At 69.1% G+C, this 26,490-nt stretch carries 24 protein-coding genes and 1 tRNA gene; 6 read left to right on the plus strand and 19 right to left on the minus strand.

Annotation, left to right across the window (positions count from 1 at the left end):
• Positions 1-47: 47 nt before the first annotated feature.
• The 12 genes from npdG to FHR96_RS12460 form a co-directional block, all read right to left on the minus strand.
• The gene (gene npdG / locus FHR96_RS12405; RefSeq protein ID WP_183388006.1) at positions 48-713 is read right to left on the minus strand and encodes an NADPH-dependent F420 reductase; all 666 of its coding nucleotides are present in this window, start codon (positions 711-713) and stop codon (positions 48-50) included.
• Positions 710-1,549, minus strand: coding sequence for a coenzyme F420-0:L-glutamate ligase (gene cofE / locus FHR96_RS12410; RefSeq protein ID WP_183388007.1), 840 nt, complete (start codon positions 1,547-1,549; stop codon positions 710-712). The genes npdG and cofE overlap by 4 nt, the downstream gene beginning before the upstream one ends.
• On the minus strand, positions 1,486-2,187 hold the full coding sequence (cofC, locus tag FHR96_RS12415; RefSeq protein WP_183388008.1) for a 2-phospho-L-lactate guanylyltransferase: 702 nt from the start codon (positions 2,185-2,187) through the stop codon (positions 1,486-1,488). The genes cofE and cofC overlap by 64 nt, the downstream gene beginning before the upstream one ends.
• Entirely contained in the window at positions 2,178-3,149 is a 972-nt protein-coding gene (cofD, locus tag FHR96_RS12420; RefSeq protein WP_183388009.1) for a 2-phospho-L-lactate transferase, read from the minus strand. Before cofD ends, cofC begins: the two co-directional genes overlap by 10 nt.
• Positions 3,146-4,351, minus strand: a complete 1,206-nt coding sequence (cofH, locus tag FHR96_RS12425; RefSeq protein WP_183388010.1) for a 5-amino-6-(D-ribitylamino)uracil--L-tyrosine 4-hydroxyphenyl transferase CofH — start codon at positions 4,349-4,351, stop codon at positions 3,146-3,148. The genes cofD and cofH overlap by 4 nt, the downstream gene beginning before the upstream one ends.
• A gap of 29 nt (positions 4,352-4,380) precedes the next feature.
• Positions 4,381-5,508, minus strand: coding sequence for a 7,8-didemethyl-8-hydroxy-5-deazariboflavin synthase CofG (gene cofG / locus FHR96_RS12430; RefSeq protein ID WP_183388011.1), 1,128 nt, complete (start codon positions 5,506-5,508; stop codon positions 4,381-4,383).
• A gap of 430 nt (positions 5,509-5,938) precedes the next feature.
• Positions 5,939-6,325, minus strand: coding sequence for a RidA family protein (locus FHR96_RS12435; protein ID WP_183388012.1), 387 nt, complete (start codon positions 6,323-6,325; stop codon positions 5,939-5,941).
• Between the two features lie 15 nt (positions 6,326-6,340).
• A complete protein-coding gene (locus tag FHR96_RS12440; RefSeq protein ID WP_183388013.1) occupies positions 6,341-7,108 on the minus strand; it encodes a DUF3726 domain-containing protein in 768 nt (255 codons plus the stop codon).
• Positions 7,105-8,856 (minus strand): hypothetical protein, encoded by a 1,752-nt coding sequence (locus FHR96_RS12445; RefSeq protein WP_183388014.1) that lies wholly within the window; start codon positions 8,854-8,856, stop codon positions 7,105-7,107. Before FHR96_RS12445 ends, FHR96_RS12440 begins: the two co-directional genes overlap by 4 nt.
• On the minus strand, positions 8,849-10,438 hold the full coding sequence (locus tag FHR96_RS12450; protein WP_183388015.1) for a BCCT family transporter: 1,590 nt from the start codon (positions 10,436-10,438) through the stop codon (positions 8,849-8,851). Before FHR96_RS12450 ends, FHR96_RS12445 begins: the two co-directional genes overlap by 8 nt.
• A 66-nt stretch (positions 10,439-10,504) precedes the next feature.
• The gene (locus FHR96_RS12455; RefSeq protein ID WP_183388016.1) at positions 10,505-11,512 is read right to left on the minus strand and encodes a dipeptidase; all 1,008 of its coding nucleotides are present in this window, start codon (positions 11,510-11,512) and stop codon (positions 10,505-10,507) included.
• 22 nt (positions 11,513-11,534) lie between these two features.
• Positions 11,535-12,977 (minus strand): aldehyde dehydrogenase family protein, encoded by a 1,443-nt coding sequence (locus FHR96_RS12460; RefSeq protein WP_183388017.1) that lies wholly within the window; start codon positions 12,975-12,977, stop codon positions 11,535-11,537.
• Between the two features lie 114 nt (positions 12,978-13,091).
• On the opposite strand from FHR96_RS12460, the gene FHR96_RS12465 reads away from it, so the two are divergent.
• Positions 13,092-13,973, plus strand: a complete 882-nt coding sequence (locus FHR96_RS12465; RefSeq protein WP_183388018.1) for a LysR substrate-binding domain-containing protein — start codon at positions 13,092-13,094, stop codon at positions 13,971-13,973.
• 35 nt (positions 13,974-14,008) lie between these two features.
• Here FHR96_RS12465 and FHR96_RS12470 read toward each other — a convergent pair whose 3' ends face one another.
• The 5 genes from FHR96_RS12470 to speB all read right to left on the minus strand — a co-directional run bounded on the left by FHR96_RS12470 (position 14,009) and on the right by speB (position 21,014).
• Positions 14,009-15,202 (minus strand): GAK system CofD-like protein, encoded by a 1,194-nt coding sequence (locus FHR96_RS12470; protein ID WP_183388019.1) that lies wholly within the window; start codon positions 15,200-15,202, stop codon positions 14,009-14,011.
• A 267-nt stretch (positions 15,203-15,469) separates the two neighbouring features.
• Complete coding sequence (locus FHR96_RS12475) at positions 15,470-16,918, minus strand: aldehyde dehydrogenase family protein (protein WP_183388020.1); 1,449 nt, start codon at positions 16,916-16,918, stop codon at positions 15,470-15,472.
• 21 nt (positions 16,919-16,939) lie between these two features.
• Positions 16,940-18,610 (minus strand): 5-guanidino-2-oxopentanoate decarboxylase, encoded by a 1,671-nt coding sequence (locus FHR96_RS12480; RefSeq protein WP_246392921.1) that lies wholly within the window; start codon positions 18,608-18,610, stop codon positions 16,940-16,942.
• Positions 18,611-18,620: 10 nt separating this feature from the next.
• Positions 18,621-20,000, minus strand: coding sequence for a YjiH family protein (locus tag FHR96_RS12485; RefSeq protein ID WP_183388021.1), 1,380 nt, complete (start codon positions 19,998-20,000; stop codon positions 18,621-18,623).
• Positions 20,001-20,063: 63 nt separating this feature from the next.
• Positions 20,064-21,014 carry an agmatinase gene (gene speB / locus FHR96_RS12490; protein WP_183388022.1) on the minus strand — a complete coding sequence of 317 codons (951 nt, stop codon included), beginning with the start codon at positions 21,012-21,014 and terminating at the stop codon, positions 20,064-20,066.
• 175 nt (positions 21,015-21,189) lie between these two features.
• Between speB and FHR96_RS12495 the strand changes: the two genes are divergently transcribed.
• Both FHR96_RS12495 and FHR96_RS12500 read left to right on the plus strand, forming a co-directional pair.
• Complete coding sequence (locus FHR96_RS12495; RefSeq protein ID WP_183388023.1) at positions 21,190-22,614, plus strand: sigma-54 interaction domain-containing protein; 1,425 nt, start codon at positions 21,190-21,192, stop codon at positions 22,612-22,614.
• Positions 22,615-22,720: 106 nt separating this feature from the next.
• Positions 22,721-23,062, plus strand: coding sequence for a YbjQ family protein (locus tag FHR96_RS12500; protein WP_183388024.1), 342 nt, complete (start codon positions 22,721-22,723; stop codon positions 23,060-23,062).
• A gap of 73 nt (positions 23,063-23,135) precedes the next feature.
• Here FHR96_RS12500 and FHR96_RS12505 read toward each other — a convergent pair.
• Together FHR96_RS12505 and ispB are read right to left on the minus strand one after the other, a co-directional pair.
• Positions 23,136-23,212, minus strand: a tRNA-Pro gene (locus FHR96_RS12505).
• An 84-nt stretch (positions 23,213-23,296) separates the two neighbouring features.
• The gene (gene ispB, locus FHR96_RS12510) at positions 23,297-24,304 is read right to left on the minus strand and encodes an octaprenyl diphosphate synthase (protein WP_183388025.1); all 1,008 of its coding nucleotides are present in this window, start codon (positions 24,302-24,304) and stop codon (positions 23,297-23,299) included.
• 303 nt (positions 24,305-24,607) lie between these two features.
• Here ispB and rplU point away from each other — a divergent pair, with 303 nt between their 5' ends.
• The 3 genes from rplU (at position 24,608) to cgtA (ending at position 26,484) form a co-directional block, all read left to right on the plus strand.
• A complete protein-coding gene (rplU, locus tag FHR96_RS12515; protein ID WP_183388026.1) occupies positions 24,608-24,919 on the plus strand; it encodes a 50S ribosomal protein L21 in 312 nt (103 codons plus the stop codon).
• Positions 24,920-24,953: 34 nt separating this feature from the next.
• Positions 24,954-25,211, plus strand: a complete 258-nt coding sequence (gene rpmA / locus FHR96_RS12520) for a 50S ribosomal protein L27 (protein WP_097790539.1) — start codon at positions 24,954-24,956, stop codon at positions 25,209-25,211.
• Positions 25,212-25,296: 85 nt separating this feature from the next.
• Positions 25,297-26,484 (plus strand): Obg family GTPase CgtA, encoded by a 1,188-nt coding sequence (gene cgtA, locus FHR96_RS12525; protein ID WP_183388027.1) that lies wholly within the window; start codon positions 25,297-25,299, stop codon positions 26,482-26,484.
• The last annotated feature ends 6 nt before the right edge of the window (positions 26,485-26,490 follow it).

The raw sequence follows: 26,490 nt of genomic DNA on the forward strand, positions 1-26,490 counted from the left end.
TCTCCTTGCCTGTTGTGATTGTTGGCGGTCTATCGACGGCAGGGGCGTCAGGCGCCGGGCGCCCAGATACGCAGCCCCGCATGGGTGAAGGGGACCTTCTTGGAGATGTTGAGGCGGATCAGGATCGGGGTGATGGCCTCGATGCAGCGGGCGTTGACGGCCGGGCCGGCGTTGTAGGCGGCCACGTCGAGCCGGCGGACCAGCTCGATCACCTTCTCCTTGGCCGCCAGGTCATTGCCGCAGACCAGCACGTCGCAGTTGATCGGGTGATCCAGGTCGTTGAGGGTCACGGCCGAGACGTTGTGCAGCGCGCCGACCACCGGGACGGCGTCGCCGAGCAGGGCCTGGGCCGCCTCGGTGGCGGAGCCCGCCGCCGGCATGTCGACCCGCTTGGGATCGCCGTCGGCCAGCGGCACCACGATATCGACCAGGATCTTGCCGGGGAGCAGGTCGCGGATCGCCTCCAGGGTGGCGTCGTGGGCCGCATAGGGCACCGCCAGGATGACCATCTCGTCGGCGGCCGCCACGGCGCCGCGCAGGTCGTCGCCGCCGATGGCGGCCGCGTTCTCGAGCCGGGCGTTGAGCTCGTCGGCGGCCGCCCGGGCGCGGCCGGCGTCACGGGAGCCGATCACCACCGGCGTGCCGGCGCGGGCCAGTCGCAGGGCCAGGCCGCGGCCCTGGGGGCCGGTACCGCCTAGGATTGCAATGCTCATCGGAACAGGTCCTCTTGTTGGGGGCGGATCAGTTCGCTCGCCGAACTGTCGCAGGGTTGCCAGTCGACGCCGCGGAACAGCACCACCGGCGTCTTGTCGCGCTTGCCCATCAGCAGGCCCGAGGCCGCGGCCAGCTCGTCGGCCAGGGCCGGCATGGTCACCGACAGCTCGCGACCGAAGGCGTCACGTTCGCCGACCAGGTCGACGCGGGCCGGTACCCGGGACAGGCCGATGGCCACGTTGACCAGGCCCATGCGCCAGGGGCGACCGAAGGTGTCGGTGACGACGATGCCCAGGCGCACCCCGAAGGCGGCCTCGAGGCGCTCGCCGAGGCGCCGGGCGCTGAGGTCGGGGTCCTCCGGCAGCAGGATGATGGTGTCCGCGGCGCCGACGTTGGATTCGTCCACCGCGGCGTTGGCGCAGATGAAGCCCAGGCGGTGCTCGGCGATCAGCGTGCCCTCGCGCTGGTCGGGGCGCTTGACCGCCCGCACCACCCGGGTCGACTCGCGCAGGATCGCCTCGACCTTGCGCGGGTCCTTGTCGATGCGCTCGGCCAGTTCCCGGGCCTCGTCGCCAGGGGTGACGTCCGCCAGGGCGACGACCCGCCCCTCCGCCTTGGAGACCACCTTGTGGGCGATCACCAGGATGTCGCCGTCCCTGGGCGTCAGGTCCTGCCGACGCAGCGACTCGATGAGGATCGCGGCCAGGTCGTCGCCAGGCCGAATGTCGGGCAGGCCCGCCAGGACGCGCAGGTCGACGCCGCCTTGAGGCGTCACGGCATCGTCAGCCAGGCCGCTTCGGGCGTCATGGCGGGTCGGTTCGAGCACAGGTTCCATAGCCGGGTCAGCTCCTGCGGCGTGTCGCCGCCTTGTCGTTGGATGAGGGCATCGAGGGCGCCCAGGTCGTCCGGGGTGTCGAGATCGAAGCGCAGGTGCTCGAGCTCGATCACCCGGCAGGGCAGGCCGAGGCGCCGGGCCGATTCGCGGTGGGCCTCGCTGGAGCGCTCGCCGAAGCGGAACGGCAGCGCATCGGGCGGCGAGGTGAGCAGGGCATTGGTACCGCCATCGCTGGCCGGGCAGATCACCACGCCCGCCCCGGCGGGGCGCGCCGCCAGCAGGTGCCGGATCTCGCCCTCGTCCAGCCGGGCGATGTCCGCCGGAATCACCAACTGGGCCGTATAGCCGTGGCGGCGGCTCCAGGCCGCGGCCCGCCGGGCGGCGACGCTGAGCCCGGCGGCACGCGGCTCCTCGAGTACTCGGGCGCCATGGCGGCGGGCCAGAGCGGCGATGGCCGGCGAGGCGGTGACCACCAGCAGGTCGTGATCCGGCAGACGCCGGCGGCAGAAGCGCAGGGTGCGCTCGCACAGGCGCCGGGCCAGGGCCGCACGCCGGCCCGCCGGCAGGACACCGGCCAGGCGGCTCTTGGCCACGCCGAAGTCCTTGACCGGGATGACGATGAGGGGATTCACGGGCATGCCAGTGCCTCCCCGTGGAGCGTCTCGGCGAAGGCCAGCAGCTCGCCGGCGAGACGCGCCTTGTCGGCGGCGTCGGCCATCAGGGTGCGGGTCGTGGCGACCCGCAATCCTCGGGCCTCGAGGTGGTCGCGATCCGCGGCGTCCGCGTGGTCGATCATCAGGCCGTCGAGCCACGGGGCATAGCCGTCGGCCACGCCGAGGTTGCTGCACTCCCGGCCGGCGGCGACCAGCATGCGGTCCGCCGGCCCCTTGACCGTGCGCCCGCCGATCAGCGGCGAGACGGCGAGGCAGGGGGCCGGGGAGGCCTCGATCGCCTCGCGGATGCCGGGCACCGCCAGGATGGGAGCGATGCTGACCACCGGGTTGCTGGGAGCGATCAGCAGCAGGTCGGCGTCGGCGATGGCGGCCAGGGCCTCGGGCGTCGGACGGGCCGTTTCCACGCCGTCCAGGCGCACCTGCAACACGTCCGGGCGGCAGCGCTCGCGCACGAAGTATTCCTGGAAGGCCAGCCAGCCCTCGGGCGTGCGAATGCGGGTCTGGAGGCGGTCGTCGGTGGGCAGCAGCAGCTCGACCTCCACGCCGAGGGCGGTGGCGATGTGCCGGGCGATGTCGCTGGGGCGCATGCCCTGGCGGCGCAGCTGGGTGCGCAGCACATGGGTGGCCAGGTCGCGGTCGCCGAGAGACATCCAGGTCTCGCAGCCGAGTGTGGCGAGGCCCTCGAGCAGCCGATGGCTTTCCCCCGCCAGCCCCCAGCCCTGCTGGCGGTCGATCAGGCCAGCCAGGCTGTAGGTCAGGGTATCGATGTCCGGTGATACCCAGAGGCCATGGAACTCCTGATCGTCGGCGACGTTGCCGATGATCGACAGCCGCTGCGGGGGGCAGACCGCCGCCAGCCCCTCGGCGAGCTTGGCACCGCCTACGCCGCCGGCCAGCAGGGTGATGCGCGGCACCGGCGCGCTCATGCCAGGCCTCCGGCGAGGCGCGGCTCGGCGAGCGGGGCGTCGAACGCCTCGACGTGCCCGTAGAGGGTGTTGCGGCGGACCGGGCGCCGGCCCATCTCGCGGATCATGCGCGCCATGTCGTCGGGCAGCATCTCCTGGCCGTGCTGGCCGCCGGCGGCGCGGGAGATGCTCTCGTTCATCAGCGTGCCGCCCAGGTCGTTGACGCCGGCCGCCAGCATCTGGCGCGCCAGGTCGGGCCCCAGCTTCACCCAGGAGGCCTGGATGTTGTCGATCCAGCCGTCGAGCATCAGCCGCGCCACGGCGTGCATGCGGATGTGCTCGAGCCGGGTCGGCCCCGGTCGCACGCCCTCGTGCTCCAGGAACAGCGGCGTCTTGTAGTGGATGAAGCCCAGCGGCACGAACTCGGTGAAGCCGCCGGTGCGCTTCTGGATATCGCGCAGCAGCGCCAGGTGGGCGGCCCAGTGCTCGGGCCCGTCGATGTGCCCGTACATGATGGTCGCGGTGGTGGGCAGGCCCTGCTCATGGGCGGCGGTGATGATCTCGACCCATTGTTCGGTGGTGAGCTTGTCGCGGGTCAGCTGCTGGCGGATCTCGGTGTCGAGGATCTCCGCGGCGGTGCCGGGCATGGACCCCAGGCCGTTGTCGATCAGGTCGCGGAGGAAGTCGCGATGGGACATCCGGCTCTTGCGGGCGCCGAACCAGATCTCGAAGGGCGAGAAGGCATGGATGTGCATGTCCGGCAGCACGCCCTTGATGGCCTTGAGGATGTCCCGATAGAAGTGGCCCGGGATGCTCGGGTGCAGCCCGCCCTGGATGCACACCTCGGTGGCGCCACGGTCCCAGGCTTCCTGGGCGCGACGGGTAATCTCGTCGAGGTCGAAGAACTCGGCCTCGGGATCGTCCTTGCGCTTGGCGAAGTTGCAGAACCGGCAGCCCATGTAGCAGACGTTGGTGTAGTTGATGTTGCGGGTGACGACGAAGGTGGCGTCGTCGCCGACGCGGCGGCGGCGCAGCTCGTCGGCGGTGGCGGTCAGGGCGTCCAGCTCGGCGCCCTCCGCGCTGAACAGGGTGGTGGCCTCGGCCTCGCCGAGTTCGTGGCCGTTCAGCACCTCCGTCAGCAGCCGGCGCACCGGCTGCCCCACATCGGGGTGATAGAGCTCATCGGGCAACAGGGGAGAGCGAAGGGTCGTGGTCGGGGTCATGGGGATTCTCCTGTTCGCGGGGCAAGGGCCTAGACGCACTGGGCCAGGGCCAGGCCGTCGTTGCGGGCGATGCCGGCCAGTCGGGAGGCGAGGGGGGCGCTGAGAAAGCGCTCGGGGCGCCGCAGGTAGCGGGGATAGACCGCCAGGCGCTCGGCCAGGCCGTAGCCGCAGCGCTCGGTCGCCCGGCGCAGGGCATCGATCTGCGGCCAGGCGCGCTCGGGGTTGATGTGATCGACGGTCACCGGCGAGATGCCGCCCCAATCGTTGATGCCGGCGTCGAGGTAGGCGGCGAAGCGTGCCTCCAGGTTGGGGGGCGCCTGCAGGCTGATCTCGGGATCCAGCAGCAGACGGGCCAGCACCAGGGTGCGGACCATGTCGTCGAGGCTCGGCTCCGGGTGGCCGGCCATGGCGGTGCCAGGCTTGGCGCGGAAGTTCTGGACGATGACCTCCTGCACATGGCCGTAGCGACGGTGCAGGTCGTTGATGGCCAGCAGGCTGTCGACGCGCTCGGCCCAGGTCTCGCCGATGCCGATCAGGATGCCGGTGGTGAAGGGCACGCCGTGTCGGCCGGCCCGCTCCAGGGTGCGCAGGCGCTGGACGGGCACCTTGTCGGGGCAGGCGAAATGCGCCTGGCCGCGCTGCAGCAGCCGACGGCTGACGTTCTCGAGCATCATGCCCATGCTGACGCTGACCGGCTTCAGTCGGGCGATCTCGTCGTCGTCCAGGGTGCCGGCGTTGACGTGGGGCAGCAGCTCGCTCTCGCGCAGCACGCGGTCGCACATCTCGACCAGGTAGTCGGTCATGCTGCGGTGGCCGAGCCGTGCCAGCGCCTCCCGGGCCTCGGGGTAGCGGCGCTCCGGCTTCTCGCCGAGGCTGAACAGCACCTCCTTGCAGCCCAGTCGCTCGCCTTCGCGCACCACCGCCATGACCTCGTCAGGGGTCATGATCCGGGCGCCTGGGGTGCCCGGCTTCTGCACGAAGGTGCAGTAGCCGCAGTCGTCGCGACACATGGTGGTCAGCGGGACGAAGACCTTGCGCGAATAGGTCAGGGTGTGGCCCCAGTGCGCGTCGCGGCGTGCGGCGGCCGCCTGGCTCAGGGACTCGAATTCGCCGTTGGACGCCTTCTCCAGCGCCACGGCTTGCTGGCGGGTCAGCATGATGATCGGCGCCTCCTGTTGTTGTTGTGCGCTCGTCGTATCGGGTCTGGCGTGACGGCGATGCCGTTTTACCAGTTGGTAAAAAATAACCTAGGCCATTTTTTACCTTTTGGTCAAACTTTTTCGCGCGTGTTCTTGTCATGCCCGGCGCCGAGGCACAGAGTCGTCGACACCGCCGATGGATCGGGGCAGCCGAGGCCGTGACGGTCGAGGGGAGGGAGCAGCAGCGGGAGGGAGGGGGACGCCCGAGGCGTACGGGCAGGAGCGTTCAGTGAGGACGTCGTGTCGGTGTCATGGCACGATGCCGGGGCCTGATGTCGTGTCGATGTCAGGCCCCAACCCGCGCGGCGAGGTTCGTGTGACGGGGAGGTGACGTGGCTACGGCGGTTCGCCGGAAGCGCCTGGCCGGCCGGGGTGTAGCGGGTGGCGCTCAGGCCGCATCCGGGGAGACGGCGGCGTAGGCCACCATCTCGACGAGCATCTCTTCCCGGGCGAAGCCGGAGACGATGAGGGCGGCCCGGTTGGGGTAGGGTGCGTGCACGTACTCGGCGTAGACGCGGTTGACGGTGGCCAGGTCCTCCCGGGCGGTGACGTAGATCAGTACCTGGGTGAGGGCGTCCGGGCCGGCGCCGGCTCGCTCCAGGGTGTGGCAGAGGTTGTCCAGGGTCTGGCGGGTCTGGGCCTCGATGCCGCCCTCGACCACCTGGCCGTCCGTACCGATGGGAATCTGGGCGGTGAACAGGATGCCGTTGCCGACCACGGCCCATTCCAGGGGCGCCTTGGAGGCGAAAAGGTCGGTGCTGACGGGATGGTTCATGGCAAATGCCTCGTTTCAGTCGTTGTCGTTGGTGCCGGCTCCGGCCCCCTCTCGGGACGCCTCGGAGGCCTCCACCAGCATGCGGGCCGCGAGTTGCTTGAGGCGCTCCCAGACGGTTTCGTCGACCTCGATGCCCTCCGCCAGGGAACGGTGGCGGCAGGCCAGCAGGTCCGACTCGTCGTGGCGCGCCAGCAGGTCGTAGCGGAAGTCCGAGCGCATCGCCGGCAGCAGGTCGACGTGGTTGGCCATCACCAGGGTGATGGCGTCGTTGGGCTCGTTTTCCTCCGGGACTTCCTGGACCGCGTAGACGCGGATCTCCGGCACCGGGCTGTTGGCGCGGAAGCCGACGACCTGCTCGGTCAGCGGCTGCTGGGCGTTGCGCCAGAAGGCGGTGACGTTCATGCCGCGTCCCGCCAGCCGGGCCAGGTAGCCCATGATCAGCTGGCGATTGTGGCAGTGGCGGATCTTGATCACCGCCAGGCCGCGGGCCCGGGCCTTGGCGAAGCCGAGCTCCAGGGCCAGGGTCGAGCTGCGCAGCACGCTCTGGCCGTGGCCGTCGACCACCGCCAGGTCGCCGTCCTGATAGAGCACGCTTGGCAGCTCGTCGGGGTCGTCCGCGAGGAGGAAGTCCAGGCCGCGGTTGAGGGCGGCCAGCCCGCCCAGTTCGAAGCACTGCATCCAGGCGACCATGTCGGCGGCGTCCGCGGCATCACCCTCCTCGAAGCCCATGCCGATGAAGGCCTTGCGGCACAGGCCCTGCAGCTCGTTGTAGGACGCCTTCATGATGTCTCTCCCGCCCCTTGGCGTTGGGGGTGCGTGATGCCCTCGGGCTCCAGCGGGAAGCTCCAGTCATCGACCGCGGCCAGGTCCCGGGGCTCGGCATTGAGTTCCTCCACCAGCGGCGCGCCCTGGAAGAGGGTGATGCGCACCCAACGATCCGACTTGGGGTCGAAGCGCCCGGCGCCGAAGAACGACAGCTTGGTGCGCAGCAGGTGCATGGGCTTCATGTCCCGGTGCCAGAGGTTGGCGCGAATCTCCCCGTAGGGTGTCTCGGCCATGGACTGGATGCGTCGCACGATATCCTTGTGACGCGGATGGGCGATCAGGAACTCCACCACCAGGGCGCGGGGATTGGCCTCGAGGAAGTCGCTGAGCACGCCGTGGGTATGGTGGACCCGGGGCGCGATGGCCAGCGGCAGCTCCTTCTTGGCCCCGGGCTCGACCCCGCGCACGCCCAGCCGGGGTTCTTCCTTTTCGGCGGAGCGATACCAGAACCAGTGGCGGGCCTCGGGGCGCTCGAAGTCCTCGGCCAGGGCCCAGTCGTAATGGGTCTCGATCAGTTGCTTGAGGCGCACCAGCGGCATGTCCGGCGTCAGCTCCAGGCGTTCCTCGGTGCCCATGCGGTCCTCCAGCAGGTCGACCCGCTCGGGGTAGAGCTCGATCAGCAGGGCGTTGATCAGCTCCTGGGCCTCCAGCGGCAGGGTGCGGGCGCTCCAGGCCGCCAGCTGTTGCCAGAGATCCTCCTCCAGCGGCATCTCCTCGAGCCAAGCGATCACTTCGGGCAGGGCCGCCACGCTGGCGGCGTTGCGCTCGCCCTGGTCGGCGTCCTCGGTGACCGTTTGGGCCAGGTGGTGCATGGCGCGCCGGGTCAGGGCGATCAGTCGCCAGCGGCTTCCCTCGTCGGGCACCTGGCCCAGCGCCAGGGCCAGCGCGGTTTCCCGGCAGGACACCCATTGCTGGATCAACTGGGGATGATTGATCAGGAAGGGGGCCATGCCGAGCCCGGTGGAGTTGCCGATGCCCAGGTAGCGGCGCAGCTCGGTGGTCAGGGGCGCAGCGGTGTCGGGGGCCTGGCCGCGGGCGATGTGCTCCACCTGCTCGATAGAGAAGTGGCGCAGCAGGTACACCGCCAGCATCTGGGCCGAGAAGGGGCGGTGGAAATCGGGGTTATCCTGCAGGCGTACGAAGTCGGCGATGCCGAACTTGCCGTTGCCGTAGACCGCGGTGGTCCGGTAGAGGTAGCCGACCCGGGTCAGCCGGGCCGGGTCTGGCTGGTCGCCGGCGGCCAGCGCCTCGACGAAGTGGGCGAAGTTGCGCAGGCTGCGGTTGGCCCGGGACAGCACCAGCAGCCGCGGATGCTGGCGCCCGGCCTCTTGCAACGGCACGTTGGCGGCCATTTGCTCGAGCAGGGCGTCGTCGACGTCACCCTCGACCACCCCGAAGGTCACGTCCCAGGCCTGGGCGATCACCCGGTCGGAGCGCTGGTCGTCGTCCAGGTGCTGGGAGAAGATCACGCCGTGATAGCGGCCGCGGGGTGTCTGCAGTCGATAGATGGCGATGCCGTGCCCCTGGGCATCCAGCTCGAAGCGGGTGCGGCTGATCTGCCAGCGCTGGCGGGCCATCTGGCGGACCAGGCTGCGCACGAAGCTCAGGCGGCTGGCCGGCAGGCTGCCCAGCCGTTCCAGGTCCATGGCCTCGCCAGCGGTGCGCAGTGGCACCGCGGCAGCCATCGCGTCACGGTACTCAACCATGGTCAGTCTCCGTCGCGCGACGGGTGGATAGCCCTTGCTCCCGCGCCATGGCGATGGCCGCCTGGGGGCCGGTCCACAGCGAAGGTAGCAGCACCAGCGACACCGGGATGGCGGTGAGCACAATGAACTGTTGCAGCACGCTGATCTGGCCGGCGCCCATGTACAGCAGGATGCCCGCCATCAACGCCATGGCGATGCCCCAGAAGGCACGCACCAGGGTGCTGGGCCGGTCGTGACCGGAGCCCACCACGGCGATGGCGTAGCTCATGGAGTCTCCGGTGGTGGCCACGAAGATGGTGGTCAGCAGCAGGATGGCCAGCGCCATCACCGGCCCGCCCGGCAGTGCCTGGGCCACGGTCAGGGTGGCGACGTCGAACTGGAAGTCCTGCAGCGCGGCGGACAGGTCGATGGCGCCGGTCAGCTGGTAGTGGATGCCCGAGCCGCCCAGCAGGGTGAACCAGACGGTGGTGGCGACGGGAGCCATCACCGCCACGGCCAGGATCATCTGGCGGATGCTGCGGCCGCGCGAGATGCGCGCCACGAAGATCGCCATCAGCGGCCCGTAGCCGATGAACCAGGCGAAGAAGAACACCGTCCACCACTGCATCCACCAGGCCGGCGCGGTTTCGGCGGTCATGGTGGCCATGGGAAAGAAGGCCGTCAGGTATTCGCCGAAGCCCTGGGTGAAGGCGTTGGTCAGGAACAGCGTCGGGCCGAACACGAAGATCACCGCGGCGATGGCCAGTGCCAGGATCACGTTGAAGCGACTCAGCCACTGGATGCCGCGATGGATGCCGGTCACCGCCGAGGTGACGTAGACGGCGGCGAGTGCTACCAGGATCACCAACTGGGTGCCGTAGCCCTCGGAGACGCCGAACAGCTCGTGTAGGCCGAAGCTCACCTGGGTGGCGAGGAAGCCGATCGGCCCGACGGTGCCGGCGACCACGGCGATCACGCACAGGGCGTCGACCACGCCGCCGAAGGTACCCGCCATGATCCGCTCGCCGAGCACTGGATACAGCAGGGTGCGCGGCTGCAACGGCTGGCCCTTGTCGTAGTGGGCATGGGCCAGCACCACCGCGGTCAGAGAGCCGAGCACCGCCCAGGCCAGGAAACCCCAGTGCATGAAGGACTGCGCCAGGGCGCCGGCGATCGCCTCGGGCGTCCCGGGCTCGGTGTCGAAGGCCGGTGGGGTGACCACGAAATGATAGACCGGTTCGCCGGCGGCGAAGAACACGCCGCCCCCGGCCAGTAGGGTGCACATGATGATCGACAGCCACTTGAAGGTGCCGATCTCGGGCGTCGAGAGGTTGCCGATCCGTGCGCTGGCGGCCGGCGAGATGGCCACGCCGATGGCGATGAAGAAGGTCAGCAACAGCAGCAGCTGGAAGTAGGAGCCTAGCGTGGCGGCGGTCCAGGCGAAGCCAGCGCCAATGGCGTCGGCCACCATGTCGACGTCATACAGCGACAGGGCGACGAACAGCAGGATGAAACCGACGCTGAGCGTCAGGACGACCGGGTCGCCCAGGCGATGCTCGCGCGGCGCCGGTGCGGCGTGGGGAGTGGCGTGATGTTGTGTCATTACGTTGGCCTTTGCTGTGACCCTGGCGGGCCGTTGTTCTTGTGCGGTGCGCGACGCGCGGACGGGTCAGGCGACGGCCTCCTCGGCCGGGGTCGGCACGGCGGCGCGCTCCAGCAGCTCGACCCAGTTGCGGCCCATGATGCGGGCGACCGAGGCCTCGTCGAAGCCGCGTTGGCGCAGCCCCGCGACCAGGTTGGGGAAGTCGCGGCTGTCGCGCAGCCAGGCGAGCGGGCGCGGCCAGCCGGCGTTGCTGGCGTTGCCCTCGCCATAATCCATTTCCTTGGACCAGCGGCCGTTGCGCATCCAGTCGAGCACCGCGGTCGGCTGCGCCTGGCACAGGTCGGTGCCGATGCCGATGTGCTCGATGCCCATCAGGTCGGCGGTGCGGGCGATCATGTCGCAGTAGTCCTCGAGGGAGCAGTCCGGGCCGTTCCTGAGGTGGAAGGGGTAGGCCGAAAAGCCCAGCAAGCCACCGGACTCGGCGATCGCCGCCAGCACCCGGTTGGACTTGTTGCGCTTGGCGGGGTGGAAGGAGGCCGGATTGGCGTGAGAGATGATCACCGGCCGCTCGGAGAGCTCTACCGTTTCCAGCGTCGAGCGCTCGGCGCTGTGCGACATGTCGATGACCATGCCCACCCGGTTCATTTCACGAATCACCTGGCGACCGAAGCGGGTGATGCCGCTGTCCTCGCTTTCGTAGCAGCCACACGCCAGCAGGCTCTGGTTGTTGTAGGTCAGCTGCATGATCAACAGGCCCAGGTCGCGCATTACCGCGACCATGTCGATGTCGTCCTCGATGGGCGAGCAGTTCTGCGCGCCGAGGAAGATGCCCACCTTGCCGGCCCGGCGGGCGCGCTCGATGTCGCCCGGCACGCGCACCGGCATGATCAGGTCGCCATGGGCCTCGAAGCGGCGATTCCACTCGCCCAGGCGCGACAGGGTCTCGCGGGTGTTCTCGTGATAGACCAGGGTGGCGTGTACGGCGTCGACGCCTCCCTCGCGCATCTGCTCGAAGATCTCCCGCGACCAGTTGGAGTACTGCAGGCCGTCGACGATCAGCATTTCCTGTGACATGGCGCGCTCCTCAGGCTTTGACTCAGTGGGCTTTGACATAGCAGGTCTTGACCACGGTGTAGAATTCGCGGGCGTAGCGTCCCTGCTCCCGGGGGCCGAAGCTGGAATCCTTGCGGCCGCCGAAGGGCACGTGGTAGTCGGTGCCGGCGGTGGCCAGGTTGACCATCACGCAGCCGGTTTCGGCACGGGCCTTGAAGTCGCTGGCGAGCTTCAGGGAATCGGTGATGATGCCCGCGGTGAGGCCGAAGTTGGTGTCGTTGAGGGTGGCGATGGCCTCCTCGTAGTCGCGGACCCGGATCACGCAGGCGATCGGCCCGAAGACCTCCTCGCGGTTGATGGCCATGTCGTTGGTGGTGTCGACGAACAGCGTCGGGGCCATGAAGAAACCCTTGGTATCGCGCTCGAGCCGCTCGCCGCCGAAGGCCAGGGTGGCGCCGTCGGCTGTCGCGCGCTCGACCCAGGCCAGGTTGGACGCCAGCTGGCGGGCATCCACGGCGGGGCCGATGTGCACGCCCTCCTCCAGGGCATGGCCGACCCGGACCGTCTTCAGCTTGGCGATCAGCTTGTCGACGAAGGCATCGTGGACGGCTTCGGTGACGATGAGGCGCGAGGAGGCGGTGCACTTCTGGCCGGTGCCGGAGTAGGCGCCGGCGAAGGCGGCCTCCACGGCCAGGTCAAGGTCGGCGTCGTCGGCGACGATCAGGGCGTTCTTGGAGCCCATCTCCAGTTGGCACCTGACCAGGTTGCCGGCGGTGGCGGCGGCCACGCGGCGGCCTACGTCCAGCGAGCCGGTGAAGCTCAGCGCCTGGATCTCGGGGCTCGAGATGAGCGCGTCGCCGACGCTCGATCCCGGGCCCATCAGCAGGTTGAAGGTGCCGGCGGGCAGCGCCTGGCGGCTGATGATCTCGGTCAGCGCCCAGGCGCTGGCCGGCACCAGGTTGGCCGGCTTGAAGATCACCGCGTTGCCGAAGGCCAGTGCCGGGGCGATCTTCCACACCGCGGTGGCCATCGGGAAGTTCCAGGGGCTGATGATGCCGACCACGCCCACCGGCTCGCGACGGGTGTCGACCTCGACGCCGGGACGCACGGAGTCGACCCGCTCGTCGATCTGGCGCAGCACCTCGGCGGCGTAGTAATGGAAGAACTGGCCGGAGCGGTAGACCTCGCCGACGCCCTCGGCCAGAGCCTTGCCCTCTTCCCGCGCCAGCAGGCGGCCGAGCTCGTCCTTGCGCGCGATCAGCTCGTCGCCGATGGCCATCAGCACGGCGTAGCGTTGCTCCAGGCCGCTGTCGCGCCATTCGGCTAGGCCGCGGTGGGCCGCGGCGATGGCCTCGCCGACCTGGTGGACGCCGGCCTGGGCGTAGTGGCCGATCAGGTCGCGGGTATCCGACGGGCTGTGGTTGGCGATGCTGTCCTGGCCCTCGACCCAGGCGTCGTCGATGTACAGGGAATGAACGTGGGACATGGAAACCTCCTTGATGACGTTGCCGTCATGCTAGGCGAGGGTCCAAGATAAGGATAATCAATAAAAAAGATTCAATGATCAGGCTTTCTTACCGTCCAGGGGCGAGGAGGGACCGTGCTGCCCGAGCTCAAGATCCAGCCGCTGCGCTGCGTGCTGGCCATCGTCGACGCGGGGGGCTTCCATGCCGCGGCCCGTCAGCTGCATCGCACCCAGCCCGCGGTGTCCATGGCGGTCCGGGAGCTCGAGCAGCGCCTGGGCGAACCGCTGTTCGAAAAGGGCGGGAAGGCCACGCTCACGCCCTTCGGGGCCTACTGCCTGCCGCGCTTCCGCGAGCTGATCACACGCCACGATCGCCTGAGCCGCGAGCTGGCGGCCCAGGTCCAGAAGCAGGCGGGGCACGTCGACATGGCCGCGGTGCCCTCGGTGGCCAGTCGCCTGATGCCGCGCCTGCTGAACGACTTCATCCTTCGCTATCCCGAACTGCGTGTCAGCCTGCAGGACGGCAACGCTGACTTCGTCCGACGGCTGGTGGCAGGCGGCGAGGTCGAGCTGGGGCTCACCAGCCTGTGGCAGCGGGACGACGACCTGGCCTTCACGCCACTGATGCGCGATGCCGTGGGGGTGGTGTGCCGGGACGATCACCCCCTGGCGGGACGGGAGACGCTAGGCTGGGAGGCGCTGCAGGGACAAGTGCTGATCCGCAACGGCACCTCGCGCCTGCTGGAGGGCACTGAGGCCGAACCGCTGCTGGCCGAGAGCGCCTTCGACATCTCCAACATGATCTCGCTGACCGCCATGCTGGTGGCCGGGATCGGCATCACCACCCTGCCACGGCTGGCTTTCCCCGAGGAGTACGAGCGGCTGCGCTTCATCCCCCTGGTGGATCCCCGGGTCGAGCGGGAACTGGGGCTGCTGCGTCCTGGGCGTCGCAGCCTGTCGCCGGCGGCCCAGGCCATGGAGGCCTTCATCATCGAGGCCCTCGGCGAGACCGACTAGCGTCCTCGTGACCGGGCGCCCCTCGAGCGAGGCGCCTACACCAGCGACAGCAGGGCGGTCACCAGCAGATCAGGATCGTAGTGGGGGGCGTCATCCTCGTCGATCAGCCGGGTGTCGATCAGGGTCACGCCCCGCTCGGCCAGGAAGTCGGCGGACAGCCGGCCGGGGTAGTCGCCGCGCTCGCTGTCGATGAGCACGAAGTCCAGCAGCTCCCGGGCGGGGCAGGTTTCGCCGACGTCGCGGCGCAGGGTGTCGAGCAGCACGGCGACCTGGCGCTCCAGGTTCATGCCGGTCTGCTCCGGGTCGGGGCTCGGGTTGGGAATGAAGACCTTGGGGCAGCGGTTGGCGCGGATCGCCCGACCGACGCCTTGCGGCAGAAGGTTGGCCAGCAGGCTGGAGTAGAAACTGCCCGGGGGATAACAGATCAGCTCGGCGCCGGCGATCAGCCGGCGGTTCTGCTCGTGCAGCGTCGCCGACACGGGAACGTGGGCATCGCGGTCGGCCGAGAGCTCGAGCTCGGCGATGGGCGTGGCCAGGGGGGCGACCTCCTTGCCGGTAATGCGATGCTGGCCCAGTACCCGCCGCCCGTCCTCCAGGGTGGCCGCCAGGTGATAGTCCTGGTCGACCACGGCGCGAACCGTGCCGCGCACGTGCACCAGCTTCGAGAACAGGAAGATGATCGGGTCGAGCTGCTGGTGGTTGTTGAGGTAGCCGCCGGCCAGGATCAGGTTGCCGATGCTGGCGCCGCGCAGGTCGAAGCCCTCAGGCATCGACTCGCGAAAGTAGCCGAGCTGGTGGCAGGTCAGCTGGCGCATGGGGCTAGGGATCGCATCGATCAGGGGGTGGCGTCCCGCCGCCAGTGCGTCGAGGGTGTCCTGCAGGACGGCCGCGTCCGCGTTCTTCGGCAAGCGGTGGGTGAACAGCCGGTAGACTTCCGGGTGGCCGAGGATGGAGTCGTCGGCGAGTGCCATCAGCCGGCTGCGCAGGTCGCCGATGGCCGGCATGCCGAAGGCCTCACGCAGCTTGGCGGAGCTGCCGCCGGAGTCGAAGGGCGTCACCAGGTGGATGGAGTTGTGGGTGTAGTGCTGGAGGCGCCGCGACATTCCGTTCAGCGCGGAGCCGCCGCTGAAGAACAGCAGCCTCGGGCCCAGCTCCGGTGCCTTCTGGTAGCGCTGGACGCGCAGCGGGTCGGGCACCTGGGCGGTACGGGTCACGCGGACGTCGACCATGTCGGCCTTCCTTCCCTGTTCCTGAGTTTCCTGGTCCCGCAGGGTGCCCGCTTTTGAGCGTCTTGTCGCCTGGCGCCGGTCGGGAACAGGGGCCTTGGCGCGTCACGTCGAACATGGCATGCCTGTGACAGTGTAGAAGCCCTAGGCTCCTTCGACGGGGCTCCGGCGTGACCATTCGGCCAGCGCTCCGAGCCGTCGTGAAGCGCCCGATAACGATGCCGCCCCGGCCGAATGGCCGGGGCGGCTGCCCTGTTTGCCCGCTGGTCGTCAGTCCGCCGGGCCGATCAGGTGCTTGACCTCCAGGTAGCCGGCCAGTCCCCAGGGGCCGAGCTCGCGGCCGATGCCGCTGATGCCGAAGCCGCCCCAGCTGGCTTCCGGCATCACCAACTGCTCACTGTTGACCCAGATGCTGCCGGCGCGCAGCGCGCGGCCGACGCGACGTGCGCGCTCGGCGCTGCCAGAGATCACGGTGGCGGCCAGGCCGAAGGCGCTGTCGTTGGCCAGCGCGATTGCCTCGTCGTCGCTCGCGGCGCTGCGGGCGCACAGCACCGGGCCGAAGATCTCCTCCTTCCACAGCCGGCTGTCGACGGGCACGTCGCGGTACAGGGTCGGGGCGACGAACTCGCCTCGGGCGGGCAGCTCGCGGTGGCGGGCGTCGCGCACCGCGACCAGCCCTTCGTCGGCGGCGACGGCCAGGTAGCCTTCCACGGCCCGGCGCTGGCGGGCGCTGGTCATGGGCCCCATGTCGGTGTCGTCGGCGAGCGGGTCGCCCAGGCGGATGGCGTCGATGCGCGTGGCCAGCGCCGCGTACAGCGGCTCGGCCAGCGATTCGTGCACGATCAGCCGCGAGGTCGCCGAGCAGATCTGCCCGGAGTTGAAGTAGATGCCGGCCATCACCCAGTCCGCGGCGGCCTCGACCTCGGCGTCGTCGAGCACCAGGATCGGCGACTTGCCGCCGAGCTCCAGCGACACGCCGCGGGTGCCCTCGGCGGCGGCACGCATCACCTTCTCGCCCACCGCATTGCTGCCGGTGAAGGACAGCTTGTCGATGCCGGGGTGGGCGGTGAGCGGCGCGCCGATGCCCTCGCCGTCGCCGTGCACCAGGTTGAGCACCCCGGCCGGCAGGCCGATGGCCTCGGCGATCTCGGCCACCGCCTGTTCGGGCAGCGGGGTGACCTCGGAGGGCTTGAACACCACCGTGCAGCCGGCGGCCAGCGCCGGGGCGATCTTCCAGGCGCTGGTCACCAGCGGGAAGTTCCAGGGCGTGATCAGCCCGACCACGCCGGCCGGGTCCTCGTAGGTGCGCGCCTCGATGCCGTCCATGGCGTGCTCGACCAGGCGACCCTGGCGGGCCTCCAGGGCCCGGGCCTGGCCGGCGTAGTAGCGGTAGCAGGCGATGGCGTCGTCGAGGTCGATGGCGGCCTCGGCCAGGGCCTTGCCGTTGTTGGTCACCGACAGCCGCATCAGCGCCTCGCGGCGCTCGACGAGGGCGTCGGCGAAGGCTTCCAGGTAGTCGGCGCGGCGTTCGCCGCCCAGCGCCTGCCAGGCGGGCAGCGCACGACGCGCGGCGGCCACCGCGGCGTCGACGTCGGCCGGGGCGCCGGCGGTGAGCTCGGCAATCGGTTGCTGGCGATAAGGATCGGTCACCGCCAGGCGGCGCTGCCCCTGGCTCTCGATCCACTGGTTGTCGATGTACTGCTTGGTCAGTCGTTGCACGGGAAGGCTCCGGATTCGGGGTCAGGCGGGGGCGACGGCGTCGGCCCAGGTCGCGGCGTCGACCTCGATCAGCAGGGGGCCGTCGCTGGGCCGGGTGGCCAGGGCGTGGGCCAGCTCGGCGGGGGTGGCGACGCGGGTGGCAAGGCAGCCGAAGCCGTGGGCCACGGTCAGGAAGTCCGGCGCCTGGATGTCGACGCCGAGACGGGTGACCCCGGCGTCGTCCATGAAGCGGCGGATCTCCTCATAGCCCTGGTTGTGCCACAGCAGGATCACCACAGGCAGGCGTTCCTCCACCGCGCAGGCCAGCTCCGGCAGGGTGAACATCACGCCGCCGTCGCCGACCAGCGCCACCACCGGCAGATCGGGCCGGGCAAGGCTCGCGCCCATGGCGGCCGGCAGGCCGTAGCCGAGGGTGCCATAGCCGGTGGAGGCGTTGAAGAAGCGCCGCGGCGCCGGCTGGGCGACCAGGTGGTTGGCGGCGTAGGTGGTGGCGCAGGAGTCGCCGACCAGGATCGCCTCGGGCAGGACCTCGCGCAGGGTGTCGAACAGCGGCACATAGGTCGCGAAGGCGGGATCCCGGGCGAGCGCCAGGGCCTCCCGCGTTGCCTGGGCTCGGGCGACGCCGCCCCGGGCGCGATGGGGGCCGGCGAAGTGTGCCGCCAGGGCCTCCAGGGCCAGGCCTGCGTCGGCCACCAGGGCCAGGTCGGCGTGGCGGTTGCGAGCCAACTGCTGGGGATCGACGTCGATGCGAATCAGGCGTCCCCCGAGAGTGAAGCCGTCGTCGAACACCACGTCGTAGTCGGTCTCGCCGAGCTCGGTGCCGATGGCCAGTACCACGTCGGCGTCGCGGGCCAGCTCGCGCACTGCGGGCAATGAGGCGTTGGCGCCCAGGTCCAGCGGATGGTCGCGGCCGAGCAGGCCCTTGGCGTTGATGGTGGTGACCACCGGCGCATCGAGGGCCTCGACCAGCGACCGGGCGGCCTCGGGGGCATCCGCGCAGCCGCCGCCGAGCAGCACCAGCGGATGCGAGGCGCCCGCCAGCCAGCCGGCGGCTTGCTCGATGGCGGCCGGTGACGGTGCGGCAGGCGAGAGCCGCCGACGCTGCCAAGCGCGAGGCGGCGTGATGGGGGCATCGAACAGGTCGATGGGAATCTCGAGATGCACAGGCCCCGGCCGCGCGCCTTCGAACACCGCGAAGGCCCGGGCCAGCGCCTCGGGCAGGCCATCCGGGTCGAGCAGGGTGTGGCTGAAGCGGGCGACCCCGGCGATCAGCTGCTGCTGGCTGGGCAGTTCATGCAGCCGGCCCTGCCCGCGGCCCAGGGTGTCGCGGCGATTGACGCTGGAGATCACCAGCATCGGCACCGAGTCGGCCAGCGCCTGGCCCATGGCGGTGGCGATATTGGTCATGCCGGGCCCGGTGATGATGAAGCAGACCCCGGGCTTGCCGGTGGCCCGGGCGTAGCCGTCGGCCATGAAGCCGGCGCCCTGCTCGTGGCGCGGGGTAACGTGGCGGATGCCGCCGCTCTCTCCATCGTTCTTCTCACCGCTCAGTCCGCGGTAGAGTTCGACGGTATGCACACCGGGGATCCCGAACACGGTATCCACGCCATAGGTATCGCGAAGCAGGCGGATCAGCAGTTCGGCACAGGTCATGAACGTTTCTCTCTCAGGGTTCAGGCTCTCGGGATTCATGGGCATCGCCTCAGCCGACCAGCCAGTGGCCCATGACCACGATGATCGGCAGGGTGATGGCGGTGCGCAGCAGGAAGATGACGATCAGTTCCCACAGCTTGAGCGGAATCTTCGACTTGAGTAGCAGGGCGCCGATCTCGGACATGTAGATCAACTGGGTCAGCGACAGGCAGGCGATCACGAAGCGCGTCAGCTCGCTCTCGATGTCGCTGGCCAGTACCGCCGGCAGGAACATGTCGGCGAAGCCCACCAGAGTCGCGGGGGCAGCGGCCTCGGCCTCGGGAATACGCATCCACTCCAGCACCGGCACCATCGGATAGGACAGCCAGGTGAACAGCGGTGTGAACTCGGCGAGCATCAGCGCCACGGTGCCGATGGCAATCACCAGCGGCAGCAGGCCGAGGAAGATGTCGGCGACGTTGAACAGCGCGATTCGGGCCAGTTTCAGCGGCCCCGGGGCGGTCTCGGCGCGGGCCACCGCCATGCCCAGGCTGTAGCGCAGCAGGTTCTGGTCGCCGGTATTCTCCTCGGCGATCCGGCAGCCCACCGGCTCGTAGTAGGTGTTCGGCTTGCGCGACAGCGGCGGCAGACGCGGCACGATCACCGCCGCCACCAGGCCGGCCACGACCACGGTCAGGTAGAAGGGCACGAACAGGTGGTTGATGCCGATGAAGCTGGTCACCAGCAGGGCGAAGGCGATCGAGACGATGGAAAAGTTGGTGGCGATCGCCGAGGCCTCTCGGCAGTTGTAGTAGCCCTGCTCGTACTGCTGGGTGGTGATCAGTACGCCCACGGTGCCGGAGCCCATCCAGGAGGCGGTGGCATCGATGGCGCTGCGGCCCGGCAGCCCGAAGATCTTGCGGAAGGGCGTGCGCACCAGGCTGCCGATGAACTCCATGAAGCCGAAGTCGACCAGGAAGGGCAGCAGGATGGCGGCAAAGAAGAAGAAGGTCAGCAGTACCGGCGCCAGGTCGTTGAGCATCACGCCGCCGGTGAAGGAGGCGGTGACCGCCTGCGGGCCGACCTGGAAGTAGGTCATCAGCGCGAACGCCGCGCCCAGGGCGCGCATCACCACCCACAGCGGCGCCACGTCGAATAGCTCGTGCATGGCGCCCTCGCTGGCCCAGGCCGGGCGAACGAGCTTGACCGTCAGCGTCAGCACGATGGACAGGCACAGCACCACCGTGGCGATGGTCGGCAGGGCGTCGCCGAGCAGTGCCTTGAGGCCGTCGGCCATCAGCCCCATGCCGATGTTGATGGTGTCGCCGGTGGAGAACGGCACCAGGAACAGGCCGATGCCGAGCAGCGAGGGAATCAGGAACTTCAGCAGGCCGCTGAGGCTCAGCGATTCGGCGCGGGTGGCGAGGGTCGTGTCGAAGGAGTCAGCCATGGGATTTCCCTGTTGGTCTTGTAATGGGTGTGGCCCGGCGCTGCCGGGCCGGGTGGGCGGCGGTCAGTCGCGACGCTTGACGCCGGGCAGCACGCAGAGCATCTCGTAGAGCAGGGTGGCGCCCATCAGTGCGGTATTGCCGCTGGTGTCGTAGGGCGGGGAGACCTCGACCAGGTCGCCGCCGACCACATTGAGGCCGGCCGCGCCGCGCACGATCTCCAGGCCCTGCTGGGCGGTGAGGCCGCCCATCTCGACGGTGCCGGTGCCGGGGGCGACCGAGGGGTCGAGGCCGTCGATATCGAAGGAGATGTACACCGGGCCGTCGCCCATCTGCTCGCGCACCTCGGCCATCAGCGGTTCGAGCGACTTGTACCAGCACTCCTCGGCGGTGACCACGCGGAAGCCCTGCTCGCGGCACCAGTCGAAGTCGTCGGCGGCATAGCCGGTGCCGCGCAGGCCGATCTGCACCACGCGCTTGCTGTCCAGCAGCCCCTCTTCCTGGGCGCGACGGAAGGGGCAGCCATGGGCGACTTCCTCGCCGAACATGTGCTCGTTGACGTCGGCGTGGGCGTCGACATGGATCACCCCGACCGGGCCGTGCTTCTTGGCGATGGCGCGCAGCAGCGGCCAGGTCAGGGTGTGATCGCCACCCAGCGTCAGCGGCACGCAGTCGTGGGACAGCACCTCGTCGTAGAAATCGGTGATGATGTCGAGGTTCTTGGGCAGGTTGAAGGTGTTGATCGGCACGTCGCCGATGTCGGCCACCTGCAGGCTGTCGAAGGGCGCGGCGCGGGTAGCCATGTTGTAGGGGCGCAGCATGCGCGACTCGTCGCGGATCTGGCGCGGGCCCAGCCGAGTGCCGGGACGGTTGGAGGTGCCGATGTCCATGGGCACGCCGATGAAGGCGGCATCGAGGCCTGCCGCGTTGTCCTGGGTGGGCAGGCGCATCATGGTAGCCGGTCCGCCGAAGCGCGGCATTTCGTTGCCGCCGAGGGGCTGGTTGAAGTCGCTCATCTGTCTGGCTCCGCGTTGTGGATTGTCCTGCTGCTGTAAAAGCATAAAGCGTGCCAATTTTAATGCGTTGATATACTGAGCCTTTTTTCTCAATCGATGCATTGGTGAATCATCGGAAGGCGTCGAATGATACGATAATGAATCGTGATTCAATTCTGCATCGAAACGAGGCCCCATGAGCGAGCTCGACAGCCGTATCCTGCAGACCATCATCGAGACCGCCCACGATCACTTCTTCGTGGTCGACGCCGACGGCCGGGTGCGCGACGTCAGCCCCGGGGCGGCGGCGGTCTACGGCATGTCCCGGGAAGACCTGTGTCGCACCACCGTCCAGCAGCTCGAGGCCCAGGGAGTGCTCAAGCCGTCGATCAGCCTGGAGGTCATTCGCACCGGACGGCCCGCCCAGCTGATGCAGGTGACCGGCACGGGACGACGGGTGGTCGCCCAGGCGCATCCGGTGTTCCAGGCCGGGCGGCTGGCGGCGGTGGTCAGCCGCTCCATGGACCTGACCGACCTGCAGCTGCTGCAGGAGGAATATGCGCTGCTGCAACGACGCTTCAGCGAGCATCTGCGGCGCGGCGGCGGCGCCGAGGAGGCCGGCCTCGAGGCCGAGCTTGGCGAGCTGGAGGTGCGCAGCGGGGTAATGCGCGAGGTGGCCATGCTGCTCAAGCGCGTGGCGCCGACCGATGCCACGGTGCTGATGCTCGGCGAATCGGGCGTCGGCAAGACCGCCTTCGCCCGCCAGCTGCATCGCTGGAGCGCTCGTCGCGAGGGCCCGTTCATCGACGTCAACTGCGGCGCCATCCCGGAGAGCCTGTTCGAGTCGGAGATGTTCGGCTATCGGCACGGCGCCTTCAGCGGTGCGGCGCCGGGCGGCAAGGCGGGGCTGCTGGAGCAGGCCGAGGGCGGCACCCTGTTCCTCGACGAGATCGGCGAGCTGCCGCTGGCGATGCAGACCAAGCTGCTCAAGGTGATCCAGGACGGCAGCGTGACCCGGCTGGGCGATACCCGGCCCCGGCGGGTCGACTTTCGCCTGGTGGTGGCCACCAACCAGGACCTGGCCCGCGGCGTCGAGGAAGGGCGCTTCCGGCTCGACCTCTATTATCGCCTCAACGTCATTCCCGTCACCCTGCCGCCGCTGCGCGAGCGCCGCGAGGACATCCCCGGGCTGGTCGAGCGTCAGCTCAAGCGCCTCAATGCCCGCTACGGCCGCGACAAGCTGATGGGTCACGACGTCTGGCAGGAACTGATGGGCCGAGACTGGCCGGGCAACGTGCGCGAGCTGGAGAACTGGCTGGAGCGGGCCTGGCTATCCGCCGGCGACGATGTCATCCGCGGCGAGCCCGCGCCGGCGGGATCCCGCCCGGGGCCGGTGATTCCGTCGCAGCAGCAGGCTGCGACCGGCGGCGAGGCGTCCGCGGGGCTGGAGGAGGGGGAATCGCTCAAGGCGGCGCTGGCGCGCACCGAGCGGGCCATCCTGTCCGAGCTGTGCGCGGAGCTGCCTTCCACCTATGCGCTTGCCGATCGGCTCGGCATCAGCCAGCCCAGCGTGGTGCGCAAGCTTCGCCGGCACGGCCTGCGCATCGGGCGCGATGCCTGAGAGCGTGGAGCGTCCGGCGTTGCGCGGGGCGTGAAGAGGCGCTTATCTTGGGAATCTTGCCGGCGCATGCGCCGGCCGACGCCATCGCCGACCAGAGGGAACGTCCATGTCCGATCGCCTGCTTTTGACCACCGCCTCGCACCTGGAGGGCTACCGCGTCACCGAGCATCTCGACATCGTCTCGGCCGAGTGCGTGTTCGGCATGAACGTCTTCAAGGACATGTTCGCCGGGCTGCGCGACTTCTTCGGCGGCCGCAACAAGTCCTCCCAGGACGCCCTGCGCGACGCCCGCATCGCCTGCCTGGACGAGCTGCGCCGGGAGGCCGAGGCGCTGGGCGCCAACGCGGTGATCGGCGTGGATCTCGACTACAGCGAGATCTCCGGCGGCGGCAAGTCGATGCTGTTCCTGGTCGCCACCGGGACGGCGGTGAAGGTGACGCGGGGGTGAAGGAAGGGGTTGAGTCACCAACCAAAAACGGCCACCGCTCTATGAGCTAAGTGGCCGTTTTTACGGAATTCTGTGGTCGGAGTAGCAGGATTCGAACCTACGACCTCTGCCTCCCGAAGGCAGCGCTCTACCAAGCTGAGCTATACTCCGATGTCGTCGTCTGTGCGGCGACGGATGGGCATTATACGTAATCGAACGCCGGACGCAAGCCCCTCGGCCCATCCAGTGCTGAAATCAGTTGCGACGCTCCACCGCCAGGCGGGCCAGTGCGGCCATGCTGTCGCGGTACTCTGATTCGGGCAGGGCGTCCAACTGGGCCAGGGCCTTGGCGGACATCTCCTCGGCCTTGGCGCGGGTGTATTCCAGCGCACCGGTCTCGTCGACGATAGCCAGCACTTCGTCGAGACGCTCCAGGCCGCCCTGGCGAATGGCCTGGCGAACGGCCTTGGCCTGCTCGGGGGTGCCGGCGGCCATGGCCTGGATCAGCGGCAGGGTCGGCTTGCCTTCGGCGAGGTCGTCGCCGACGTTCTTGCCCATGGCCTCGGCGTCGCCCTGGTAGTCGAGCAGGTCATCGACCAGTTGGAAGGCCAGGCCCAGGTAGCGGCCGTAGTCGCGCAGTGCGGCTTCCTGCTCCGGGGTCGCGTCGGCGAGGATGGCGCCGCTGTGGGAGGCCGCCTCGAACAGCATGGCGGTCTTGCCCTGGATGGTCTCGAAGTAGGCGGCCTCGTCCACGTCGGGGTTGCCGACGTTGGTGAGCTGCTGGACTTCGCCTTCGGCGATGGTGCAGGTGGCGGCGGACAGCACTTCCATGATTCGCATGGAGCCCACGTCGACCATCATCTGGAAGGAGCGCGAATAGAGGAAGTCGCCGACCAGCACCGAAGGGGCATTGCCCCAGGCGTCGTTGGCCGTGGCCTTGCCGCGCCGCATGTGGGATTCGTCGACCACGTCGTCGTGGAGCAGGGTCGAGGTGTGCATGAACTCGATCAGCGTGGCCAGGGTCACGTGGCGCTCGCCGTCGTAGCCGAGTGAGCGAGCGGCCAGCAGCACCAGCAGCGGCCGCAGGCGCTTGCCGCCGCTTTCGATGATGTATTGCCCGATGGTCTCCACCAGCGGCACCCGCGAGGCCAGCTGCGCCAGGATGGTGCGGTTGACGGCGGCGAAGTCCTCGGCGACGACGGCGTGGATGGGCGAATTCGGAACGGCGTTGTCGAGCTGTGGCGACGAAGGGGTGGTTGGCATGAAGGTGGCATCGACGAAGTGGTGGGGGCGGCATGCGGCATCCGGTTCTCGATGCCCTGGCCGGCCTGGGATTGTCGGCCATGCTATGGGCCCCCCCTTGGGGCGTCAAGGCGCGCGCGGCCCGTGGCGCGGAGCTGGTTCGAAGCGGAGCGATCAAGCGGATGGGCCGGTTGTAGTTCCCAGCGCGCGCGGTTATAATCCGCGGCCCACTCATCTCGCTCCCTGTCAGATGGTTGCCGGAAGGGGCGCCACTCGAAGCAGGTCGATGAAGAGCCAACCCCGATGAGTACCGGAGAGACAAGCATGTACGCAGTAATCAAGAGCGGTGGCAAGCAGTACCGCGTTCAGGAAGGCCAGACTCTCAAGCTCGAGAAGCTGGAAGTGCCGACCGGCGACAGCATCGAGTTCGATGAAGTCCTGCTGGTAGGCAACGACGACGACGTCAAGGTCGGCGCTCCGACTGTCGATGGTGCCAAGGTGTCCGCCGAAGTCGTCGCCCATGGCCGCGGCGAAAAGGTGCGGATCATCAAGTTCCGTCGCCGCAAGCACAGCATGAAGCGTCAGGGCCACCGTCAGTGGTTCACCGAAGTCAAGATCACCGGGATCTCCGCGTAAGCGACAGTTCCCCTGAACGAGCGAGGTATTTGCAATGGCTCATAAGAAGGCAGCGGGCTCCACGCGTAACGGCCGCGATTCCGAATCCAAGCGCCTCGGCGTGAAGCTGTTCGGCGGTCAAGCCGTGACCCCGGGCAACATCATCGTCCGCCAGCGCGGCACCAAGTTCCATGCCGGTACCGGCGTGGGCATTGGCAAGGACCACACCCTGTTCGCCCTGGACGAAGGCGTGGTCAAGTTCGAGACCAAGGGTCCGAAGAATCGCAAGTTCGTGAGCGTCGTCTCCGCCTGAGACCGCCCGAACCTGTAGCGAGAAGGCCCCGCCATGGCGGGGCCTTCTTGTATCATGGCGGTATGCACCGCCGGGAGAATGACAGATGCAGTTCGTCGACGAAGCCTCGATCATCGTGGAGGCCGGCAAGGGCGGCAACGGTTGCCTGAGCTTCCGCCGCGAGAAGTACGTGCCCAAGGGTGGCCCCGACGGGGGCGATGGGGGGCATGGTGGCAGCGTCCACCTGATCGGTGACGATGCCCTCAATACCCTCATCGACTTCAAGTACCAGCGCTTCTACAAGGCCCAGAACGGCCAGCCCGGGCAGGGCCGGCAGATGAGCGGGCGCGCCGGCGAAGACCTGCACGTCAAGGTTCCGGTGGGCACCACGGTGATCGACGAGGACACCCTGGAGGTGATCGCCGACGTCACCGAGATCGGCCAGGTGGTGACGGTGGCCCAGGGCGGTCGTCGCGGGCTCGGCAACATTCACTTCAAGTCGTCCACCAATCGCGCGCCGCGGCGTACCACGCCGGGCACCGAGGGCGAGCGGCGCAACCTGCGCCTGGAGATGAAGGTGATGGCCGACGTCGGCCTGCTGGGGCTGCCCAATGCCGGCAAGTCGACGCTGATCCGCTCGGTGTCCGCGGCCAAGCCCAAGGTGGCCAACTATCCCTTCACTACCCTGGTGCCGAACCTTGGCGTAGTGAAGCTCGGCCAGCACGAGCACTTCGTGATGGCCGACATCCCCGGGCTGATCGAAGGGGCCTCGGACGGCGCGGGCCTGGGGCTGCGCTTCCTCAAGCACCTGACCCGCACCCGGCTGCTGTTCCACGTGGTCGACGTGGCGCCCTTCGACGAGTCCGACCCGGTGGCGTCCGCCGAGGCCATCGCCCACGAGCTCGGCGAGTTCTCGCCGACCCTGGCCGAGCTGCCGCGCTGGCTGGTGCTCAACAAGCTCGACCTGCTGCCGGCCGAGGAGCGCGAGGCGGTGGCCGACGAGATCGTGCGTCGCCTGGGCTGGGAGGGGCCGGTGTTCCGCGTCTCGGCGATCAGCGGCGACGGCACGGATGCGCTGGTGCAGGCCGCCCATCGCTGGATCACCGAGCAGCGCCGGCTGGAGCACGAGGATGAGGAGGTTGCCGAGCACGAGCGCGAGATGCGCCGGCGCATGGAGGACGAGGCCGTTGCCCGTACCGAGGCGCGGCTGGGTCGCAAGCGCAGGCGTGATGACGAGGATGACGACGACTTCGACGACGATGATTATGATGTCGAGGTCGAATACGCTCCGTGAGCCCGG

This window comes from Halomonas organivorans (assembly GCF_014192055.1).
GTDB lineage: Bacteria > Pseudomonadota > Gammaproteobacteria > Pseudomonadales > Halomonadaceae > Halomonas > Halomonas organivorans.

Bases quoted from the DNA above. Each gene is read 5' to 3' on its own strand.
- npdG (WP_183388006.1), bottom strand. From the start codon at position 713: ATGAGCATTGCAATCCTAGGCGGTACCGGCCCCCAGGGCCGCGGCCTG.
- cofE (WP_183388007.1), bottom strand. From the start codon at position 1,549: ATGGAACCTGTGCTCGAACCGACCCGCCATGACGCCCGAAGCGGCCTG.
- cofC (WP_183388008.1), bottom strand. From the start codon at position 2,187: ATGCCCGTGAATCCCCTCATCGTCATCCCGGTCAAGGACTTCGGCGTG.
- cofD (WP_183388009.1), bottom strand. From the start codon at position 3,149: ATGAGCGCGCCGGTGCCGCGCATCACCCTGCTGGCCGGCGGCGTAGGC.
- cofH (WP_183388010.1), bottom strand. From the start codon at position 4,351: ATGACCCCGACCACGACCCTTCGCTCTCCCCTGTTGCCCGATGAGCTC.
- cofG (WP_183388011.1), bottom strand. From the start codon at position 5,508: ATGCTGACCCGCCAGCAAGCCGTGGCGCTGGAGAAGGCGTCCAACGGC.
- FHR96_RS12435 (WP_183388012.1), bottom strand. From the start codon at position 6,325: ATGAACCATCCCGTCAGCACCGACCTTTTCGCCTCCAAGGCGCCCCTG.
- FHR96_RS12440 (WP_183388013.1), bottom strand. From the start codon at position 7,108: ATGAAGGCGTCCTACAACGAGCTGCAGGGCCTGTGCCGCAAGGCCTTC.
- FHR96_RS12445 (WP_183388014.1), bottom strand. From the start codon at position 8,856: ATGGTTGAGTACCGTGACGCGATGGCTGCCGCGGTGCCACTGCGCACC.
- FHR96_RS12450 (WP_183388015.1), bottom strand. From the start codon at position 10,438: ATGACACAACATCACGCCACTCCCCACGCCGCACCGGCGCCGCGCGAG.
- FHR96_RS12455 (WP_183388016.1), bottom strand. From the start codon at position 11,512: ATGTCACAGGAAATGCTGATCGTCGACGGCCTGCAGTACTCCAACTGG.
- FHR96_RS12460 (WP_183388017.1), bottom strand. From the start codon at position 12,977: ATGTCCCACGTTCATTCCCTGTACATCGACGACGCCTGGGTCGAGGGC.
- FHR96_RS12470 (WP_183388019.1), bottom strand. From the start codon at position 15,202: ATGGTCGACGTCCGCGTGACCCGTACCGCCCAGGTGCCCGACCCGCTG.
- FHR96_RS12480 (WP_246392921.1), bottom strand. From the start codon at position 18,610: ATGAATCCCGAGAGCCTGAACCCTGAGAGAGAAACGTTCATGACCTGT.
- FHR96_RS12485 (WP_183388021.1), bottom strand. From the start codon at position 20,000: ATGGCTGACTCCTTCGACACGACCCTCGCCACCCGCGCCGAATCGCTG.
- speB (WP_183388022.1), bottom strand. From the start codon at position 21,014: ATGAGCGACTTCAACCAGCCCCTCGGCGGCAACGAAATGCCGCGCTTC.
- FHR96_RS12495 (WP_183388023.1), top strand. From the start codon at position 21,190: ATGAGCGAGCTCGACAGCCGTATCCTGCAGACCATCATCGAGACCGCC.
- FHR96_RS12500 (WP_183388024.1), top strand. From the start codon at position 22,721: ATGTCCGATCGCCTGCTTTTGACCACCGCCTCGCACCTGGAGGGCTAC.
- ispB (WP_183388025.1), bottom strand. From the start codon at position 24,304: ATGCCAACCACCCCTTCGTCGCCACAGCTCGACAACGCCGTTCCGAAT.
- rplU (WP_183388026.1), top strand. From the start codon at position 24,608: ATGTACGCAGTAATCAAGAGCGGTGGCAAGCAGTACCGCGTTCAGGAA.
- rpmA (WP_097790539.1), top strand. From the start codon at position 24,954: ATGGCTCATAAGAAGGCAGCGGGCTCCACGCGTAACGGCCGCGATTCC.
- cgtA (WP_183388027.1), top strand. From the start codon at position 25,297: ATGCAGTTCGTCGACGAAGCCTCGATCATCGTGGAGGCCGGCAAGGGC.